12 protein-coding genes are annotated in these 19,190 nt (G+C 62.9%); 4 read left to right on the plus strand and 8 right to left on the minus strand.

Going from position 1 to position 19,190, the window contains the following annotated elements; all coding sequences use genetic code 11:
• Positions 1-217 precede the first annotated feature (217 nt).
• Together CFR71_RS10465 and CFR71_RS10470 are read right to left on the minus strand one after the other, a co-directional pair.
• Positions 218-1,588 (minus strand): NAD-dependent succinate-semialdehyde dehydrogenase, encoded by a 1,371-nt coding sequence (locus tag CFR71_RS10465; RefSeq protein WP_110530859.1) that lies wholly within the window; start codon positions 1,586-1,588, stop codon positions 218-220.
• A 505-nt stretch (positions 1,589-2,093) separates the two neighbouring features.
• Positions 2,094-3,101 carry a zinc-dependent alcohol dehydrogenase family protein gene (locus CFR71_RS10470; protein WP_110530860.1) on the minus strand — a complete coding sequence of 336 codons (1,008 nt, stop codon included), beginning with the start codon at positions 3,099-3,101 and terminating at the stop codon, positions 2,094-2,096.
• Between the two features lie 145 nt (positions 3,102-3,246).
• On the opposite strand from CFR71_RS10470, the gene CFR71_RS10475 reads away from it, so the two are divergent.
• Positions 3,247-8,082, plus strand: a complete 4,836-nt coding sequence (locus CFR71_RS10475) for an ATP-dependent helicase (protein WP_110530904.1) — start codon at positions 3,247-3,249, stop codon at positions 8,080-8,082.
• 51 nt (positions 8,083-8,133) lie between these two features.
• Here the strand turns inward: CFR71_RS10475 and CFR71_RS10480 are convergent, their stop codons facing one another.
• The gene (locus CFR71_RS10480; RefSeq protein ID WP_110530861.1) at positions 8,134-8,961 is read right to left on the minus strand and encodes a dienelactone hydrolase family protein; all 828 of its coding nucleotides are present in this window, start codon (positions 8,959-8,961) and stop codon (positions 8,134-8,136) included.
• A 131-nt stretch (positions 8,962-9,092) separates the two neighbouring features.
• On the opposite strand from CFR71_RS10480, the gene tmpT reads away from it, so the two are divergent.
• The 3 genes from tmpT (at position 9,093) to CFR71_RS16540 (ending at position 11,472) form a co-directional block, all read left to right on the plus strand.
• Complete coding sequence (gene tmpT / locus CFR71_RS10485; RefSeq protein ID WP_110530906.1) at positions 9,093-9,746, plus strand: thiopurine S-methyltransferase; 654 nt, start codon at positions 9,093-9,095, stop codon at positions 9,744-9,746.
• Between the two features lie 288 nt (positions 9,747-10,034).
• Positions 10,035-11,291: a cation:proton antiporter gene (locus tag CFR71_RS10490; protein ID WP_110530862.1), complete on the plus strand. Its 1,257-nt coding sequence runs from the start codon at positions 10,035-10,037 to the stop codon at positions 11,289-11,291.
• 1 nt (position 11,292) lies between these two features.
• Positions 11,293-11,472 (plus strand): hypothetical protein, encoded by a 180-nt coding sequence (locus tag CFR71_RS16540; protein WP_165832090.1) that lies wholly within the window; start codon positions 11,293-11,295, stop codon positions 11,470-11,472.
• A 39-nt stretch (positions 11,473-11,511) separates the two neighbouring features.
• Here CFR71_RS16540 and CFR71_RS10495 read toward each other — a convergent pair whose 3' ends face one another.
• The 5 genes from CFR71_RS10495 to CFR71_RS10520 form a co-directional block, all read right to left on the minus strand.
• Complete coding sequence (locus tag CFR71_RS10495) at positions 11,512-12,912, minus strand: efflux transporter outer membrane subunit (protein WP_110530863.1); 1,401 nt, start codon at positions 12,910-12,912, stop codon at positions 11,512-11,514.
• On the minus strand, positions 12,902-14,077 hold the full coding sequence (locus CFR71_RS10500) for an efflux RND transporter periplasmic adaptor subunit (protein WP_110530908.1): 1,176 nt from the start codon (positions 14,075-14,077) through the stop codon (positions 12,902-12,904). Before CFR71_RS10500 ends, CFR71_RS10495 begins: the two co-directional genes overlap by 11 nt.
• Positions 14,070-17,231, minus strand: coding sequence for an efflux RND transporter permease subunit (locus tag CFR71_RS10505; protein WP_110530864.1), 3,162 nt, complete (start codon positions 17,229-17,231; stop codon positions 14,070-14,072). The genes CFR71_RS10500 and CFR71_RS10505 overlap by 8 nt, the downstream gene beginning before the upstream one ends.
• Before the next feature lie 383 nt (positions 17,232-17,614).
• On the minus strand, positions 17,615-18,034 hold the full coding sequence (gene crcB / locus CFR71_RS10515; protein WP_110530866.1) for a fluoride efflux transporter CrcB: 420 nt from the start codon (positions 18,032-18,034) through the stop codon (positions 17,615-17,617).
• A 36-nt stretch (positions 18,035-18,070) separates the two neighbouring features.
• Entirely contained in the window at positions 18,071-18,892 is an 822-nt protein-coding gene (locus CFR71_RS10520; RefSeq protein WP_338065935.1) for a universal stress protein, read from the minus strand.
• Between the last annotated feature and the right edge of the window lie 298 nt (positions 18,893-19,190).

Below are 19,190 nucleotides of genomic sequence, written 5' to 3' on the forward strand. Positions count from 1 at the left end.
AACACATCGGATATGTATTGTCAGGGACAGGGAAAGCAGGATTGAACGGAAAGCGGGAGTGGAACAGAAACTACAGGATATCCGTATTCCCGGTTTCATGCCCGACGGCCCCTGGCCTCCCTGCAGTTCCCGTTGCAGGGAGGCCTTTTTGACGGGGGCAGACGCCATGCCGGGGATGCCAACGGATCATCCCCGGCACCACCATGCGCAATAGCGGTCAGGCCGGCGTATGGATCAGTTTCTTGTTGAGGAACTCCTCGATCCCAAGCGAGGAAAGCTCACGCCCATATCCCGAATTCTTGACGCCGCCGAAAGGCAGTCCGGGTGCTGTCCATGTGGAACGGTTGATGAAGACCATGCCTGTCTCGATCTGGCTGGCGACACGTTTGCCACGTTCGATATCCGTCGTGATGACGGAACCGCCCAGGCCATAAGGCGAGTCATTGGCAAGGTCGATCGCCGCCTGCTCGTCCGGGACGCGGAAGATCAGGGCGACAGGTGCGAAAAACTCCTGATAGAAAGCGGGATTATCCTTGGTGATGTTCTCAAGGATGGTCGCCTGCAGGAAATAGCCCGGCCGTTCGACGCGCTTGCCGCCGGTTATGACGCGTGCGCCATGCGCCACCGCCGTTTCGATCTGGCCAAGCACGAGTTTCAGCGCGCTTTCACTGCAAAGCGGGCCAAGGGTCGTTTTTTCATCCATCGGGTCGCCGACGACCAGCTTTTCAAGTTCCGCCTTGAACCGCGCCACGAACGTATCGGCGATTTTTTCATGCACGATGAAGCGCTTGGCCGCCACGCAGCACTGCCCGGTATTGTTCATCCGGCCCCAGACCGCCCATTTCACCGCGACATCCATGTCGGCGTCATCCAGCACGATGAAGGCGTCGCTGCCACCAAGTTCCATGGTGTTTTTCTTGAGCGCGCTGCCTGCTTCCGCGGCAACCGCCTTGCCCGCGCGTTCACTGCCGGTCAGGGCCACACCACGCACGCGCGGGTCGGCCACGACGGTTGCGGACTGTTCATTGGTGATGAACACATTCGAATATGTCCCTTCGGGCGCACCGGCATCGGCGAACAGTTCTTCAAACATGACGGCGCATTGCGGCACGCCGGGCGCGTGCTTGACGATCAGTACATTGCCCGCCATCAGGTTCGGACCCGCCACGCGCGCCAGCTGGTAATATGGAAAATTCCACGGTTCGATACAGAACACGATGCCAATGGGCTGGCTGATGATTGTCGCCTTCCCATCATTGACCTTCAGATCGACAGGGGCGAGGAATTTTTCCGCATTATCCGCGTAATAATCAAGGATATCGGCGCTCAGGTCCACTTCCGCCTGGGCCTCGCGGAACAGCTTGCCCATTTCGACGGTAATCGGCGTGGCGAACGCGTCGCGGTTATGCCGCATGATTTCAGCGGCCTTGTGCAGGACCTCCCTGCGCTGCGCAAAGCTCTTCTTGCGCCAGTTGTTCCTGTAGGTGGCATCGGCCGTTGCGACGATACCGGACAGCTGGGCATCCGAATGGAGGTCGAATGTCTTGAGCGTTTCTTCCGTGTACGGATTTATGGTCTGGTATTTCATGGTAAAACGGTTTCCTCCCGATATTTTTTCTACGGCCAACCTGAAATTACTTCGGCCGTAGCCACGGCATGCCCGTCGTGATGTGAAATTGCGCAACTGGTGGCGGGCTGGTCAGCCATGTCTATATACTAGCATATATAGTCATGGTCGTACAACAATGTCTTTCACGCTCAATATCACGTGAAATTCGTTATTATGACTGGGAGTTATGCATTCAGGTCAGAACTGCGCACCCTTGCCCATCCCTGCCGGATGGTGGGGCGCGGGACCGAAAGGTTGTGATCCCGGCTTTTCCATGCGGGATCAGGTTTCAGGAAATGTGACGCATATATCAGTAATATAGCATCCATTTATGGAAATATCTGGCATGCACGTACCATTACCCATCCACACATGGTATCGGCGCGGACATGCCAGATATGCCCTGTCGCCCGCAGTTCCTTTTAAAAGAAACAGCAGGGCGACAGGAAAAAGCCGAAGATGGCCCGGCCAGGGAGATGCGTGGTCAGAATTCCAGGCAGATTTTCCCGAAATGCCGGTTGCTTTCCTGATACCTGAAGGCTGCGACAATATCCTTCAGCGCAAACGAACGGTCGATGACCGGACGGATGGCGCAGCTTTCAAAGGCCCGCACCATCGCCTGCTGGTCAACCCGGCAGCCCACCAGCACCCCCTGCAGCCGGAACTGCTTCAGCAGCATCGGCACGACTTCCAGCCGGCCCGAAACCCCGCTGAGGATACCGATCGTGGAAATATGGCCCGCCACCCGGATCGCCGCCATCGACTGTTCAAGGGTCGAGGGGCCACCGACCTCGATGATATGATCGACCCCTTTTCCACCCGTCAGGTCCCACGCGGTTTTGCCCCATGTCGCATCTTCGCGATAATTGATCAGGTGATCCGCGCCAAGTTCGCGCAGGCGCTCCAGTTTCTCACCGCTGGAGGATGTCGCGATCACTGTTGCGCCCGCCATCTTCGCGAACTGGAGCGCGAAGATCGAGACACCGCCAGTCCCCTGCACCAGGACCGTATCGCCCGGCTTTATATGGTCATCGACAAACAGCGCGCGCCATGCCGTCAGGCCCGCGGTCGTCAGGGTGGCTGCCTCGGCATGGGTCCAGCCCGCTGGCGCGCGGGTGAATGACGTGGCGGCGGCCGTGACCTCTTCACGGGCATAGCCGTCGATGCCATCCCCCGGAACCGTGGCGAATCCGATGACTTCTGGCGCGCCGGAAAGCCATGTCGGGAAAAATGTGCTGACCACCCGGTCCCCTGGCGCGAATTCCGTCACGCCCGGTCCGACTTCCACCACGTCGCCCGCGCCATCCGCCATGGGAATTCGTGGCGTCGTGGGTCCCCACATGCCGCTGACGACGGCGTAATCATGATAATTCAGGGACGAGGCATGCAACCTTACCCGTATTTCGCCCGGGCCGGGCGGGCGCGATGCCACATCGACGATGCCAACGTTCGCAAATCCCCCGGGTGGCTGCACCATGATCGCCTGTGGCATGATCACCTCTCCTTGTTTCGTGAACGACCGGGATATCAGAGGCCGCAAGCGATTTCCAATCCGCGACACCCGTCATCCGGTCCCCGCACATCGTTCCCGGACAGGTACTGATGCAGGACGCCGCGCATGTTATGACATGTCCGCCATGTTCCGACATGAACCACACCGACCGGAGGCCACGCCCATTTCCCGCAAGCGCACCCGACAGCCTGACGCCTTCCGCGAAAGCCTTGCGTCATTCACGCCTTCGACGCGCGCATGGTTCCGTGACACCTTTGGCGCCCCTACCCCCGTGCAGAGCGCCGCATGGACGGAAATCCGCAAGGGGAAATGCGTCCTTGTCATCGCGCCCACGGGTTCGGGAAAGACCCTTGCCGCGTTTCTTCAGGCCATCGACAGCCTTTTCAGCGCGGGCGAAACCGCGCCGCCCGTTTCCACCGGACGCTCCCGGACGACGACAGGGGTCATCTATATCTCCCCCATCAAGGCGCTTGGCGCGGATGTGCAGCGTAACCTGCGCATTCCCCTTGATGGCGTCAGTGCGGCGCGTGAAAAGCTTGGCGCGCCGCCGGTCAGGATAACGGTCGGGATGCGCACCGGCGATACCACGCCGTCGGAACGCGCGGCCCTTGTCCGGCGACCGCCCGATATCCTGATCACCACGCCGGAATCCCTTTACCTGATGCTGACATCCAACGCCCGTGAAACGCTGCGGAATGTCAGCACCGTCATCATTGACGAAATCCATGCCGTCGCCGGGACCAAGCGTGGCTCCCACCTTGCGCTGAGCCTTGAGCGGCTGGACCGCCTGCTGCAACGCCCGGCGCAGCGCATCGGCCTGTCCGCCACCGTGCGCCCGGTCGACCGGGTCGCGGGCTTCCTTGGCGGGGCGCAGCCGACAACCGTGGTCAATCCGGAATCGTCGCGCCGCCTGGAACTGCGCATTGTCGTCCCGGTGGAGGATATGGCCGACATCCCCGCCACCGGCGGTCCCATCGGCAACACGTCCCACCCCACCCAGACGGGATCGATCTGGCCCCACGTGACCGCCCATATCCTTGATCAGATCGAGGACCGGCGTTCGACAATCGTCTTCGTCAATTCACGTGGTCTGGCCGAAAAGCTGACGGCACGCCTGAACGAACTGTATGCCGAACGGCATGAGGCGCAGTCACCCACGCCCCCTGCGGCGCCTGTCAATTACGAGTCATGGTCCGGGGGGACGCAGGGGCGCGCGACCGGGGTCGCGCCGCTGATCGCGCGCTCCCACCATGGATCGGTGTCCAAGGAACAGCGCGGGGAAATAGAGGCCGCCCTGAAATCCGGCGAACTGCGCTGCGTGGTCGCGACCTCCAGCCTTGAACTCGGCATCGACATGGGGCTGGTCGATCTGGTGATCCAGGTCGGCGCCCCCCCCACGGTGGCCAGCGGGCTTCAGCGTATCGGCCGGGCGGGCCATCAGGTGGGCGGCCTCTCGACCGGACTTGTCTATCCGCGTTCCCGGCGGGACCTGATCGATGCGACCGTGACGGCCCGCTGCATGCTCGAAGTCAGGCTGGAGGCAATCGCCCCGCCGCGCAACCCGCTCGACATCCTTGCGCAGCAGACGGTGGCCGCCGTCGCGATGGATACGCTGGGGGTGGAGGACTGGTTTGCGACCGTCAGGCGGGCCTGGCCGTTTCATGAACTGTCGCGCAAGGCCTTCGACGCCACGCTTGAAATGCTGGCGGGGCAGTACCCATCCGACGAATTCGCCGAATTCCGCCCCCGGCTGGTGTGGGACAGGAAAGAGGACACCCTGAGCGCGCGTCCGGGCGCGCGGCAACTTGCCGTCATCAGCGGGGGCACGATCCCCGATCGCGGCATGTTCAGCGTGATGCTTCCCGAAGGAGAGGAAAAAGCCGGCGCGCGCCGGGTCGGCGAACTGGACGAGGAGATGGTCTATGAATCCCGCGTGAATGATATCATCACGCTGGGTGCCTCTTCATGGCGGATACAGCAGATCACCAATGATCAGGTGATCGTCGTACCCGCCCCCGGACGTTCCGCGCGCCTGCCGTTCTGGCGTGGCGACGGTCCCGGCCGCCCCGCCGAACTGGGACAGGCGATCGGGCGGTTCCTGCGCGAACTCGACACGTCCATCGCGCACGCGGGGGAGAAGGATGCGGCCACCCGCCTTGCGGACACGCAGCTCAGGATGCTCGGCCTGGATGCCAATGCCGCGACCAACATCGTGCGCTATGTGATGGAACAGCACGAGGCGACGGGCGTCGTGCCAACGGATGAAACCCTTGTCATCGAACGCTGCCGCGATGAAACCGGCGACTGGCGCGTCATCCTGCATTCCCCCTATGGCCGGCGCGTCCATGCCGCGTGGGCGCTGGCCGTGGCGGAACGGGCACGCGGAGCCTTCGGGATTGACCCGTCGGTGGTCGCCAGCGACGACGGTATCGTGGCGCGCGTGCCCGACGCGGGCGGACGCGTCCCGGGGGCCGGGCTTTTCACGTTCGATCCCGATCTCCTGCGGGGATTCCTGACAAATGCCGTGGGGGGATCCGCGCTCTTTGCCTCGCGCTTTCGCGAATGCGCCGCGCGCGCGCTGCTCCTGCCGCGCCGCAATCCGGGCAAGCGGTCGCCGCTGTGGCAGCAGAGGCTGCGTTCGGCGCAGCTGCTGCAGGTGGCGCATGAGCATCGCGACTTTCCCATCCTTGTCGAAACCGCGCGGGAATGCCTGCAGGACGTCTATGACCTGGCGGCCCTGCATGACCTGATGGGCGGCCTGCAGGCGGGAAAGATCGCCCTGGTCGAAGTGACGACCGAAACCCCCTCCCCGTTCGCCGCCACGCTGCTGTTCGGCTATGTCGCGCAGTTCATGTATTCCGATGATGCGCCGCTGGCCGAACGTCGCGCCTCCGTCCTGTCGCTGGATACCGGCCTGCTTGACGACCTGCTGGGGCAGGTTGATTTCAGCGAAATCCTTGACCCCGAGGTCGTGGCGCTGGTCGGGCAGGAACTGGGCCGGACCCTTCCCGATCGGCGTGTCAGCGGCGCGGAAGGGATCGTGGACCTTCTGCGTGAACTCGGGCCGCTGACGCTGCCGCGCATCACCCGTAGCGTCGCGGAGGCGGAGGCCGAGAATGTCGGCGCGTATCTTCATGAACTGCAGCAGGCATCGCGCCTGATCGCGGTCGATATCGCGGGCGAGGAACACTGGGCGATCATCGAGGACGCGGGCAGGCTGCGCGATGCGCTTGGCGTACGACTTCCTGATGGCATTCCCGATGCGTTCCTGCGTCCGGCCGATGACCCGCTGCGCGACCTTCTTGCCCGTTACGCGCGCACCCATACGCCCTTTACGACCGGGGAAATCGCCAGCCATTTCGGGCTTGGGACGGTGGTGGCGGACAGGGGCCTGAACGAACTGTGCGACCGGGGCGCGGTCCTGAAAGGCAATTTCGGGGTCGAAAGAAAGCTGGAGGAGGAGGTTCCCTCCACCGTGGGCGACCTGCCTGTCGCGAAACATGAATGGGTATCGGCGGAGGTGTTCCGCCGTCTGCGCCTGCGTTCGCTGCGCGCCGCGCGGGATGCCACGCGGCCCGTGCCGCCACAGGCCTATGTCCGCCTGCTGGCCGAACGGCATTACCTGTGTCCCGTGGTCGGGAGCACGGGGTTCGCTGACGCCGCGTCAATTCCCGGACAGGGATGCCTGGAGGGGGTGGATGGCGTCATGCGCGTCGTCGAACAGCTGGTTTCCCTGCCCCTGCCAGCCTCCCTTTGGGAAACGCATATCCTGCCTTCGCGCGTGCGTGACTATGCCCCGCACATGCTCGACAGCCTGCTTGCCAGCGGTGATGTCATCTGGCTTGGGCACGGGACCATCGGTGACGATGACGGCCTTGTTTCCCTTCACCTGCGCGACATCGCGGAACAGACGCTTCCCGCCGCCCCGTCGGTCCCGCCGGAGGAACTGTCCACGCTCCAGAACAGGATTCTGCGCATCATGGCGGATGGCGGTGCCTTTTTCGTGCGTCAGCTGCGTGACCTGCTGCATCCCGACGCCATGCCGCCAGCCGGGATGGAACGCGCCACGACCAGTGATATCCGCGCCGCCCTGTGGGGCCTTGCCTGGCATGGCTATGTCTCGGCGGACAGCTTCGCGCCGCTCCGGCTGCTCATCACTCCGCGCGGGCCATCGCTGGCAGGGCGCAGGCCCGCGCGTCCCCTGCGGCGGCATGGCGGAATATGGACCCCATCCTCGCGCCTGCGTCCGCCTGGCGCCACGTTACAGGGCGCGTCACGCCACGAAGACGCCACGATGCCCGGCCGATGGTCCGTGATCCCCTACAGGCCATGCAGCGATACGGAGCGTGGACTGGCCGTGGTGGAAAAGCTGTTGGACAGGTACGCCATCGTGACCCGTGGGGCGACAATGGCAGAAGACGTAAATGGCGGGTTTCCGGCGCTGCATCCCTTCCTGCGCCGCATGGAGGATGCGGGACATGTCCTGCGCGGGAGATTTGTGGAGGAACTGGGCGCGGCCCAGTTCGCAGATCGCGAGACGATCGACCGCCTGCGCGATCTGGCCACGCCCCCGACCGCCGAACCCGTCGCACTTGCCCTTGCCGCACTGGATCCCGCCAACCCTTTTGGCACGATCCTGCCCTGGCCCGCGCACGGCACCGGCATACGACCGGTGCGGCGCAAGGGCGCGATCGTCGTCCTGTGCGACGGATGTCTGGCACTTTATCTGTCGCATGGCGGGCGAAGCCTGCTGACATATTTCCAAGCGGATGCCCCCCGCGCCGCGGCCATGGCTTGCGCATCCTTCACGGCACTGGCGTCGATGCTGAAACGTGAAAAAAGAACCATGTTCACCGTGGAAACGATCAACGGGGAACCGGCAGGCCGCTCACCGCTGGTTCCCGACCTTCGGCAGGTCGGCTTCTCCGCACTGCCCAAAGGACTGGGATGGCGTGGCTGATACGTCGTTTTTCAAAGCCTTTTTTGAAAACGACGTATCAGGTGAAACCCTTTAACGATCGCCCTTTTTAAAACTGGTCGCCAGCCACTGGTCCATGAGGCCATAGGATTGCGCCGCCGCCTGTGGATCATATCGGCACTGTCCCGTCCTGGCGGTCGCCTCGGTCTCTGTAAAGCAGTGGACCGCGTGTCCGATCACCAGGAACTGCCATGGGGCGGGGCTTTGCCGCATTTCCTGCATGAAAGCCCCGAAATCCGGTGCCGTTGCCTCGTCATCCGCGCCATTCATCGCAAGGACATGGGCATGGATCTGTTTCGCCAATGCTGGATTGTCCGTGCTGAGGTTGCCGTGGAACGACACCGCTGCCGCAATGGCCGCGCCACTGCGCGCAAGGTCAAGCACGGCGGCCCCGCCGAAACAGAAACCGATCGCCGCAAGCCGGGACGGGTCAAGCGGTGCTGTATCCGCCTGTGCCCGGAACTGCTGCAATGCAAAGTTTATGCGTCGGCGCATCAGCGCCCGGTCCGTCAGCAACGGCGCGACAGCCGCGCGGGCCTGCGCGGTATCGCGTGGTCGGATGCCGGCGCCATACATGTCCGTAAGCAGGATGACATAACGTTGGCCCGCGATCTGTTCAGCCTTGCGGATGGCATTGTCATTGACCCCGAACCATGCCGGCACCATCAGCAGGCCGGGCCGCTTTGCCGTGACCGCATCGTCATAGACGATGACGCCGTCAAAGCGCGTATGTTCGAAATCCCATGACAGGGGCCTTGTTACCATCCGCGCCTGCGCCACCGGCCCGAACCCGGCAAGCAGGCAGGACAGGACGAATATCGGCCAGCAGCGTGAAACGAAGGATGAAAGCGTGGTCCGCATGGGTCCCCCATGAAATGGCTCATGAAACGGCTGTTGCCCGGATCGTAAATCCGCCTGCGTTCCCATGCGGATCCCAATATCGTGACTGTCGTGTCCGCAGCGTATAAACTGAACGCATGAGTGAAAATGCAATAAACGGGGCCTTCTGGCACGCGAAATGGCAGCGCAATGAAATCGGCTTTCATGAACGCCAGCCCAATGCGTTCCTGATCCGCCACTTTCCCGCGATGCATCTTGCGGCAGGGTCGCGCATCTTCCTGCCCCTGTGTGGGAAAAGCCTCGATATCCACTGGCTGCTGGCACGGGGATATAAGGTCTGCGGCATTGAACTGAGCGATATTGCGGTCCGGCAGCTGTTTGCTGAACTCGACCTGGTCCCGCGCATTACCGCGACGGGCAGGCTGCGGCGGTTCGAGGCCAAGGGGCTGTGCATTTTTGTTGGCGATTTCTTTGACCTGAGCCGACAGGAACTGGGACATGTCGATGGGGTCTATGACCGCGCGGCGCTCATCGCCCTGCCCGCGCCTGTCAGGCAGCGTTATGCCACGCACCTGATTTCGATTACGGATGCGGCACCCCAGCTTCTGATCTGTCTTGATTATGATCAGGCATGTCGCGCGGGACCGCCCTTTTCGGTCAATGAGGCCGAGGTCCGACGACATTATGAAGACAGGTTCGAACTGACCTGTCTGGAAAGGCAGGACGTCCCCGGTGGCCTGAAGGGCGCCTGCCCTGCAATGGAAATCGTCTGGAAGCTGGAACCCCGCGACGAAACAGCGCGGTAAGCCGCCCATCAGGCGGGAAGCAACGCCTGGCCATGTCATCAATATCATGGGGAAAAGAGGAACGTGTCGAATTGGCCCGGTTAAACCGCATGAAGCGGGAGGGAAAGCTGATATCGAGAATGTGAACCCATTTCAGGGCACCTGAAAATAATGAATATATAACAATGTATTATTTCATACATATGGCAGGTGGCGGGATGTGATCCCTCCATCAATAGAATGTAAAATTTGCATATCAGGCATGAAAAAACGTACACTCTTCCTCCAATAAGCGAGGGAGGATAGATCATGTCAGATATTACGGCGCTTATTCTGGATGCGGGTGTCTTCGTGCTGCTGCCGTGGCTTGCGTGGCGGCTCATGCAGCGCGCCATCCCGATCGTTGTCCTTCCGATCCTTGTCGGCATTACTCTGGCCGCCCTGCATATGCCGGTCGGGCGGCTGGGGATTCCGTCCACCTATGGTACCGATATCGGCTGGGTGGCGGTCCTGATCCTTGCCTTTACGGCGGGACTGGAAATGTGGCAGCACCCCGGCGAGGATCCCGCCGTGCAGTCCATACCCCAGCCATCTGTCGGGCGGCTGCTTGGCGGGGCGTTCGTCGCCATGGCGGTGCCGTTCGTTGTTGGTTCGGCCCTGATCCATCAGTTTTTCCTGCCCCTTCGCGGATGGCAGCCGCCGCATGCGACCGGCATGATCGCGGCGCTGGGGATTGGCCTGTGCATCGCCGTAAGCGCCCTGCCGGTGCTGATCGGGGTGGTGCGGGAACTCGAACCCGCGCAGAAACCGCTCGGGCAACTGGCGCTCAAGCTTGCGGTGGTTGATGACGCGACCCTGTGGATCGGGCTGGCCGCCCTGCAGTTCGCGGCAAGGGGATCGGCCGCGCTGCATGGCTGGAGCGCCATGCAGTTCATTGCCGTCGGCCTGCTGGCGGCCCTTGCCCTGATGGGAAGCTGGGCGACGCGCAACCTGCGCCATCCGCCCTTATGGCTGATCTGGGGCTGCCTGCCGCTTTATCTGGCGGCAGGTTCGTGGGCGAGCATGCAGCTCGGGCTGCATGAACTGATCGGGGCCTATTTCGCCGGGGCCGTCATGCCGCCGGGCTGGGTCCGGCGCCTGCCGGTGGAAAAGGTCGGCACGTTCGCCCTGATCTGGTTCGCGCCGATGTTCTTTGGCCATAGCGGCCTGCACATCAATGGCGATGCCCTGACATGGCCGTCGGTCCTTGCCTCCGTCATGCTCGTGGTGATTTCCATTACCTCCAAGATGGGCGGGGTCTATCTGTTTGCCCCGGCGGCGGACCTGAGCGGGCGGCAGAAGCTGGCGATCGGTTCGCTGCTGCAGTGCAAGGGCCTGATGGAAATCGTGGCGGCCACGATCCTGCATGCCCAGGGCATGATTTCGGAGTTCGCATTTACGTCCCTGATGCTGCTTGCGGTCATTTCGACGATACTGACGGGTCCCCTGTTCCAGTTCGTCGCCCCACGCCCGCGCAAGGCACCCGCCCCACGCGCATGTCAAAGGGTGGTGCCCGTTCAGGAATGAGATGCCTGCAGGCCATGCCCGCCCGGGACAACATGGCCTGCATATCCTTCAAGTCGGATTTGGCAGGCTATTTGAAAACAATCCGTTGATAAAAAATAAAAGTTTTTGGGTGTCGCCTTTTTTTAAAAAGGTGACGTCCTTCGAAGCTTTTTATAAAAAGCTTCACCAAAAACTTTTATGAATTCAGGGTATTATCGGTCCTGCCCTTTCAAATAGCCTCTCATCCCCTGCCCCAGTCCCCGCCCATGGCGCGGATAAGGTCGATACCCCCCACAAGACGACGCGTATTGACCGTAATCAGGTCTTCGCGCGCCTGTAATTCCGCTGTCTGCGCGATGACAACCTGAAGGTAATCCACCGCGCCCTCCCGATACTGGATGGCAGCCAGCTGATCGGTCCGCGTGGCGGCGGCGACGGCTTCATCCTGCCGTGCCGAGGCATCGGCCAGATGATTGAGCAACGCCAGCTGGTCCTCCACCTCGCGAAAGGCATTGAGGGCCACCTGCCGGTAATTCGCGGCGGCTTCGGCATATTCCGCATGGGTGATCGCCAGATTGGCGAACCGCCGCCCGCCATCGAATATCGCCAGCGTGGCAAGGGCCGGTCCCAGCGCCCATACGCCCGACCCCGCCGACAGCAGCGTATTTGTCGTGCTTTCCGATCCGCCGGTCGCGCCCAGCGTGATGTTGGGAAAGAATGCCGCCTTCGCGACCCCGATCCGCGCATTGGCCGCGACCATGTGACGCTCGGCCGAAGCGACGTCCGGCCGACGTTCAAGCAGCCGGGACGGGGCGGTGACGGGAATGACCGGCACGGGCACAAGGTCGTCGCGCGGCGTCACGGAAAAGGTGGAAGGCTGTTCACCGACCAGCACGGCGATGGCGTGTTCAAGCAGAGCCCGGTCTGCGACCTGCTGTTCCAGCCGGGACTGGACCGTGGCCAGCTGGGTCCGCGCCCGCCCGACATCCAGTTCGTTCGAGGCCCCGCCGGCAAAGCGTTTCGTCGTCAGGTCCAGCGCCGCCGAATAGGCCGCCATGGTCTTTTGTAGCAGGCTGATGCGGGCATCGAGGCCGCGCAGCTGGAAATAATCGTCACCCAGTTCCCCTTCAAGGCTGAGCCGCAGGGAGGCAAGGTCGCCCGCGCTTGCCTGCGCGTCGGCCCGCGCGGCCCTGACCAGGTTGCGGATGCGGCCCCAGATGTCCGGCTCCCACGAAATGGTGCCGCCCGCGTCGTAATCACGATATTCATAATAACGTCCTGTCGCGGGGAACAGCGCGCGTTCGCGCTGCGCGCTGGCGGTGGCGTCGACCTGGGGAAAGAACTCGGCCCGCGCGCGACGGACAAGCGCGCGCGCCTGGTCATATCGCGCCACCGCCGCCGCCAGATGTGGGCTGCCATGTTCGATCCTGTCCTCCAGCCGGTCCAGTTCGTCATCGTCCATGATTTTCCACCATGCGCCGCGCCCCACGCTGTCTGCAGGGGTGACGGGCGTCCATGGTCCGCTTTCGCGGAAGGTGGCCGGAATATCCGCCATGACCGGTTTTCTGTAACGCGGGGAGAGGTCGCATCCACACAGCAGGGAGACAAGGAGGACGATCCCCCTGCGCCACTCAGGACGCATGTCCGTCCTCACGCGGTTTGACCGGATCGCCCTCGGCAATATCGTCGGGCGGGTTGTCGATGACCCTGCTGCGCGGGGTCAGGCCCGTGACCTCCAGTTCGGTCCCGAAATCGGTCATGATGGAGATGGGCTGGATATGGACGTGATTGCTGTCATCGACCACCGCCACTGTTGTCCCGTCCCTGCGGAACAGCAGGCTGCTGGCCGGAATGCGCGCCGATGGCGGGACCTGCGGCCCCGGCCCATGGAACGTAAAGGAAATCTGCGCATACGCCCCGGGTTTCAGCAGGTTTTCCGCATTGTCATAGACAAGCTGGACCAGCATGGTGCCCGACTGGGAATCAACGGCGTCGGCGGAATGCAGCAGGTGCGCCTCGAACCTGCGTTCCTGGTAATCGGGAACGGTGAAACGGGCGATGAACCCTTCGCGCATCCGCGCGGCATAGGCCTGTGGCACCCGGACATACAGCCGCAGCCGGGTTACGTCCGATACGCTGAACAGGGGCTGCGCGGCAGCGGTGCCAGCGACGATCAGCGCGCCGATATCGGTCGCGCGGCTGGTTACGACCCCCGAAAATGGCGCGATGATGCGCTTGAACCCCGACAGCGTTTCCAGCCGCCCGACCTCTGCCTCCGCCTCGTGACGGGCGGCTTCACTGGCGGCGAGGTTGCCGCGACGTTCGTCCGTCTCCTGCTGGGAAACGGCATTCTGCGCGACAAGGCGATCCCACCGCCGCGACGTGATGCGCGCGAGGTCGCGCTGCGCCGTACGGGTGCCCAGCGCCGCGCGCGCACCGGCAAGCTGAAGGTCGACATCGGGCGTATCGATTTCCGCCAGAAGCTCGCCTTCCGTCACCTTCTGTCCGATATCGACATACCAGCGCCGCAGGTAGCCATTGGTCCGCGCATAGACGGGGGCCGTGTACCATGCCTGAAGGATGCCGGGCAGGACCAGCGTATCGACCGCGTGACCGCCCGGATGGACGACGGTCACGCTCGGCACCAGCGCGGCCATGGTCGTGGCATGCAGCTGCCGGCGGGAATGGAGACGTTCAAGGAGACCTGTTACAAGGATGAGCGCAAAGAGGCCGGCCCCGCCGATCACGATCCACCGCAGCCGTATCCTGTGTCCCGCATGCTGTATCGACCGGTCCGCGTTAGCCATGGGCCTGCGCCCCGCCCGGCTGATGGCGCGCGCGCCGGTCATAGATGACGGCGAACAGTGTCGGCACGAAAAACAGGGAGGCGCAGGTCGCGAACAGCAGGCCACCGATGACGGCACGTCCCAGCGGCGCGTTCTGTTCCCCCCCCTCCCCCAGCCCGAGCGCCATGGGCAGCATGCCGATGACCATCGCCAGCGCCGTCATCAGGACGGGCCGCAGGCGGGTGCTGCCCGCGGTCACGGCCGCGCGGATCGCATCGCCATGTTCCGCCAGCTGTTCACGGCAGAAGGTGATGACAAGGATGGAGTTCGCCGTGGCGACCCCCATGCACATGATCGCCCCCGTCAGCGCGGGCACCGAAAGCGGGGTGCGCGTGGCGAACAGCATCCAGCATATGCCCGCCAGCGCCCCCGGCAGGGCAAGGACCACGATGCAGGGGTCGGTCCAGCTCTGGAAATTGATGACGATCAGCAGGTAAATCAGCACGATCGCGCCCAGAAGGCCGAACCCCATGCCCGAAAATGCGGTTGTCATGGCCTGGTACTGCCCGCGCAGCGTAACGGTTACGGTCTGTGGCCGTTCATGTTCCAGATGGCGCAGCACCGCCTGCACGTCCGTTGCGATCGCGCCAAGGTCGCGGCCATCCGCGCCCGCGAAAACATCGATGAGGGAGCGGATGTTGTACTGCGCCTCCACCGGCGAGGTCGTATCGCGCGTAATCGTGCCCAGCGCGCCAAGCACCTGCAGCTGCGATGTCGCAATCCCGGTCACCGGCAGGCCGATGACATCCGCCAGCGAACTGATCCGGTATTCCGGCATCTGCACCGCGATGGGATAGGTTACCATGCTGTGCGGATCCACCCAGTAGAGCGGCGCGGTCTGCACCGTGCCGGCAATCGAGGTCGCGATGCTGCTGGTCACGTCGCTTTCGGTCAGGCCCAGCTGATTGATGCGGGTCCGGTCCGCATCGAAGCGGAGTTCGGGGTAATGTCCCGGCTGCTGGATACGGGCATCGACCAGCCCGTCGATCCGGCGGATCTGGCGCAGGATCCGTTCCGCGAACTGCCGCGTATCGGCCGGGTCGGGGCCGGAAACCTGGATGTCTATGGGCGCTGGCGCCCCGAAATTGAGGATCTGGCTGGTGATGTCCGACGGAAGGAAGGCAAAGGTTGCCTCGGGGAACAGTTTCGGCAGTTCGTTGCGCAGAAGGCGGATATAATACCCGGTGGGTCGATGGTCCGGCCTGAGTGCCACGATGATGTCCCCATCCTGCGGCCCGATCGTGCCTGACGCGTTATAGGCCGTGTTGATGGAACTGGTGGGCAGGCCGATATTATCGGCGATCGAGTCCAGTTCGGCCGGTGCGATCCGCCTGCGGATCTGCTTTTCGATCCGCTGGAACAGGGCCGACGATTCCTCGATCCGCATGCCCACCGGACCGCGCACATGCAGCGTCAGGGTGCCGGCATCCACCTGCGGAAAGAAATTGCGTCCCAGAAAGGGCAGCAGCCCCATGCTCAGCAACGCAAAGCCGAGGAAACCGCCGACGAACCGCCCCCGATGTTCCAGCACCCCTTCGAGCAGCGCGCCGTAACGGGTGCGCAGGGCATCGAACCTTCGTTCGAACCCTTTCTGGAATTTCTGGAAAATCCCCTTCCTGCCGCCTTCGTCATGGTGGGCGCGCAGCAGGAACATCGCCATGGTCGGCACCAGCGTGCGGGACAGCACAAAGGACATCACCATCGCGAACATGACCGAAAGCGCCATCGGCACGAACAGGAACCCCGCGACACCGGGCAGGTAGAACATCGGCACGAACACGATGCATATGCATATCAGCGAAAGAAAGGCGGGGACGATGATCTCCCCCGATCCATCGATGATCGCGGCGTGGACATCCTTGCCCATTTCAAGGTGGCGTTCGATATTCTCGATCGTCACGGTCGCCTCGTCCACAAGGATCCCCACCGCCAGCGCAAGGCCGCCCAGCGTCATGACATTCAGGGTCTCGCCCAGTGTGGACAGGGCCGTGATCGCCCCCATGACCGACAGCGGGATGGAGGTCGCGACAATCAGCGTCGAACGCCACGACCCGAGGAACAGCAGGATCATGAGGCTGGTCAGGCAGGCTGCGATCGCGCCCTCGCGCATGACGCCGTTGACCGCCGCCTTCACGAACAGCGACTGATCGTTGACAAGGCGGAGCCGGAGCTGTTTCGGCAGGCCGCGTGTCGCATCGGGCACCATGTCCCTGATGCCCTGCACGATGGAAATGGTGGAGGTCGCGCCCGATTTCAGGACGGTCATCAGGGCGGAACGCTGTCCATCGACATGGACGACGTTCTGCTGCGGCATCGCGCCGTCGCGCACGTGGGCCACGTCGCGCACGCGCACCACCGCGCCGTTTATCGTCCGTACCGGCAGCATGTTGAGCTGTTCCACCGAAACCGGCTGGTTGTTCAGCCTGAAATTATACTGGTATTCCCCGATCTTTACGAAGCCCGCCGGCGTGATCTGGGTCTGGCTGCCCAGGGCGGTGCCGACATCCTGCGCCGAGACGCCACGCGACTGCAGCTGCCGGGGGTCAAGGTCCATCTGGATCTGGCGCACCCGCCCGCCATAGGGATACGGAATCGCGGCCCCCGGCACCGTGACAAGCCGGTTGCGGATGAAGTTGAATCCGTAATCATACATCTGCTGTTCGGTCAGCCCCTGTCCCGACAGGGCGATCTGGACAATGGGCACCGTCGATGCGCTGTAGTTGAGGATCAGCGGTGGCGTGGTGCCGACAGGAAGCTGGCGCAGGATCGTCTGCGCGATGGCCGTGACCTGCGCGTTGGCGATGCGGACATCGGTGCCGGGCTGGAAGAAGATCTTGGTGACGCCAATGCCCGTAAGCGACTGCCCCTCGATATGTTCGATGTTGTTGACGGTGGTTGTCAGCACCCGCTGGAATGGCAGTTCGATGCGTCCCGACATGTCCTGCGGGGAAAGGTTGCTGTAGGTCCATGCCACGGCAATGACGGGAATGCCGATATCGGGAAAGATGTCCTGTGGCGTGCGGATGGCGCACAGCACGCCGGCAATGGCGATCAGGATCGCCATCACGACGAAGGTATAGGGCCGGGCAAGCGCCAGACGGACAATCGCGTTCATGCCCCGGGGCTATCCCCTGCAGCTTGTGCCGGCATGCGATCCCCGGCCCCGCTGCGATCCCCTTCCCACACGCAGGGGGTGGATGGCACGTTTCCCCCTGATGACGACCCGCTTTTTCATGATCGTGCTCCCTGACGTCACCACCGGTTCCTGTGGTTCGGTCCCTGCGGTTCTGGCTGGTTTCACGCTGAACGCATGAATGGGGAGATCGGATGACATCAAATTCCGAAAAAACCGCCGCTGCCGCTCCAGCGGCCATGCCGGGTTTCAGGCAATGACCAAGCGCCCATGCGCGATGTCACGCAGGTTACGGGAAACGGTCATGGAAAGCCGTGGCATGACAGCCGGTTTCCGGCGGTGCGCAACCGCCGGAACACAGCGGATCAGTGATGCCCGATGGTCGTGTCGGCCTGGTTCAGGGCCTGTGCCGCGTAATAGCCGAACGATACGGCGATCATGCACAGGACCACGGAAAGCCCCATGTTGAGAAAGGCCTTTTCCGGCGTCCCGTTGCGGAAAAGGTCCAGCGTCTGGAGGCTGAATGAGGAAAACGTCGTATATCCGCCACAGATCCCCACCATGAATACAAGCCTGCCTGTCTCCGGGACATGCAGGCGTCCCCCCGCCATGGTCAGCCCGGCGAAAAATGCGATGGCGAAGGAACCGGTCACATTGATCAGGATCGTCCCCCATGGCAGGGACTGGCTCCATCGTGCGGTCGCCAGTCCGACCCAGTAGCGCAGGACGGTCCCCGTCGCGCCCCCAAGCGCGATCAGGAGGGTAGGCAGGACATTCGAATACATGGGTGACTTTCTCTCCCGTCTTTTGCGGTGGTGGTTTCAGTGATGTGTCAGGATGGGCAGCGTGCCATGCGCAAGGATGTCGCGCGTCGGTCCGCCGAAAAGCCATTCGATGAAATGCGGGCGGCTGTACGCGCCCATGACCAGCAGGTCGCCCCCTGCCGCCAGGGCGCGGGTCCTGATTTCCTCCCCCACATTGGCCGAGGCGATGATGAAACGATCAACCGTCACGACAATCCCGCGCTGGCGCAGCGCATCCACGAAAGGCGGCTCCGGCTGTTCATTTTCCCGGCTTTCCCCGATGATGACCGTAACGCGGGACGCGCCATCCAACAGGGGGCGGGCGGCGGCCATGGCGCGTTCCAGATTGGGGGCCGGATGCCAGGCAATGACCGGATGCGCGCCCACCGTTTGATGATGCTGCAGGGGGGCCACCACCACGGCGGCCATGGCGTCATAAAGTACCGCGGAAAACGCCAGCGTTACATGGTCCGGATCCCCGGAACGCGGGCGGCTCAGGACCGTCATGTCGGCGGTCATCGCCTCACGCGCGACGACCTTGCGAATATCGCCCGCGATTTCCACCCATCGGGCGCCATGGGACCGCCCGGCAGAAGCCGCCCACCGATCAAAGGCGTTACGCAGGGCCTCCACCCGGGTCGAGATGTCACGCGCGAAGCGGGCTTTTTCCTCATGGGTGGGCAATCCCTCGTCCGGGGACTGAAAATCCGGGTCGCCTGCGGGCTGCGGGCAGAGAACCCGGATTTCGGAGCCGTTCATCCGGTCCGCCAGTCCGCCTGCCGTCTCAAGCGTGAACATGGCCGTTTCAGGACGATCAAGGATGGCGAGGATACGCATCATCAGTACTCCCGCAGGAAGTTGGGTTGCATTCGGATATTGTTGTTTATTGTAATTTTATTGGTGGATATTTTATTTCCGATGTGCCGGACTGTTTCCTTTGGTTCCCGTCGCAATGGAATACTTCCATTTCCGGTCCGGACAGGATCGGAAACGCGCACCTGAACCGATGGGATCGATGGAACACCACATTTATCCGGGGTGATAAGGACGTCACGCGGGGGGGCATGGAACATCCCTTTCCCCACAGGCCGACACTCCGCCCGGACGGACAGGGCGGACACGCGATACAAGGCACCGA

This window comes from Novacetimonas pomaceti, assembly GCF_003207955.1.
GTDB classification, from domain to species: domain Bacteria; phylum Pseudomonadota; class Alphaproteobacteria; order Acetobacterales; family Acetobacteraceae; genus Novacetimonas; species Novacetimonas pomaceti.

Coding starts and splice junctions, on each gene's coding strand:
- CFR71_RS10465 (WP_110530859.1), bottom strand. CDS start 1,588: ATGAAATACCAGACCATAAATCCGTACACGGAAGAAACGCTCAAGACA.
- CFR71_RS10470 (WP_110530860.1), bottom strand. CDS start 3,101: ATGCCACAGGCGATCATGGTGCAGCCACCCGGGGGATTTGCGAACGTT.
- CFR71_RS10475 (WP_110530904.1), top strand. CDS start 3,247: ATGTTCCGACATGAACCACACCGACCGGAGGCCACGCCCATTTCCCGC.
- CFR71_RS10480 (WP_110530861.1), bottom strand. CDS start 8,961: ATGCGGACCACGCTTTCATCCTTCGTTTCACGCTGCTGGCCGATATTC.
- CFR71_RS10490 (WP_110530862.1), top strand. CDS start 10,035: ATGTCAGATATTACGGCGCTTATTCTGGATGCGGGTGTCTTCGTGCTG.
- CFR71_RS16540 (WP_165832090.1), top strand. CDS start 11,293: ATGCCTGCAGGCCATGCCCGCCCGGGACAACATGGCCTGCATATCCTT.
- CFR71_RS10495 (WP_110530863.1), bottom strand. CDS start 12,912: ATGCGTCCTGAGTGGCGCAGGGGGATCGTCCTCCTTGTCTCCCTGCTG.
- CFR71_RS10500 (WP_110530908.1), bottom strand. CDS start 14,077: ATGGCTAACGCGGACCGGTCGATACAGCATGCGGGACACAGGATACGG.
- CFR71_RS10505 (WP_110530864.1), bottom strand. CDS start 17,231: ATGAACGCGATTGTCCGTCTGGCGCTTGCCCGGCCCTATACCTTCGTC.
- crcB (WP_110530866.1), bottom strand. CDS start 18,034: ATGTATTCGAATGTCCTGCCTACCCTCCTGATCGCGCTTGGGGGCGCG.
- CFR71_RS10520 (WP_338065935.1), bottom strand. CDS start 18,892: ATGATGCGTATCCTCGCCATCCTTGATCGTCCTGAAACGGCCATGTTC.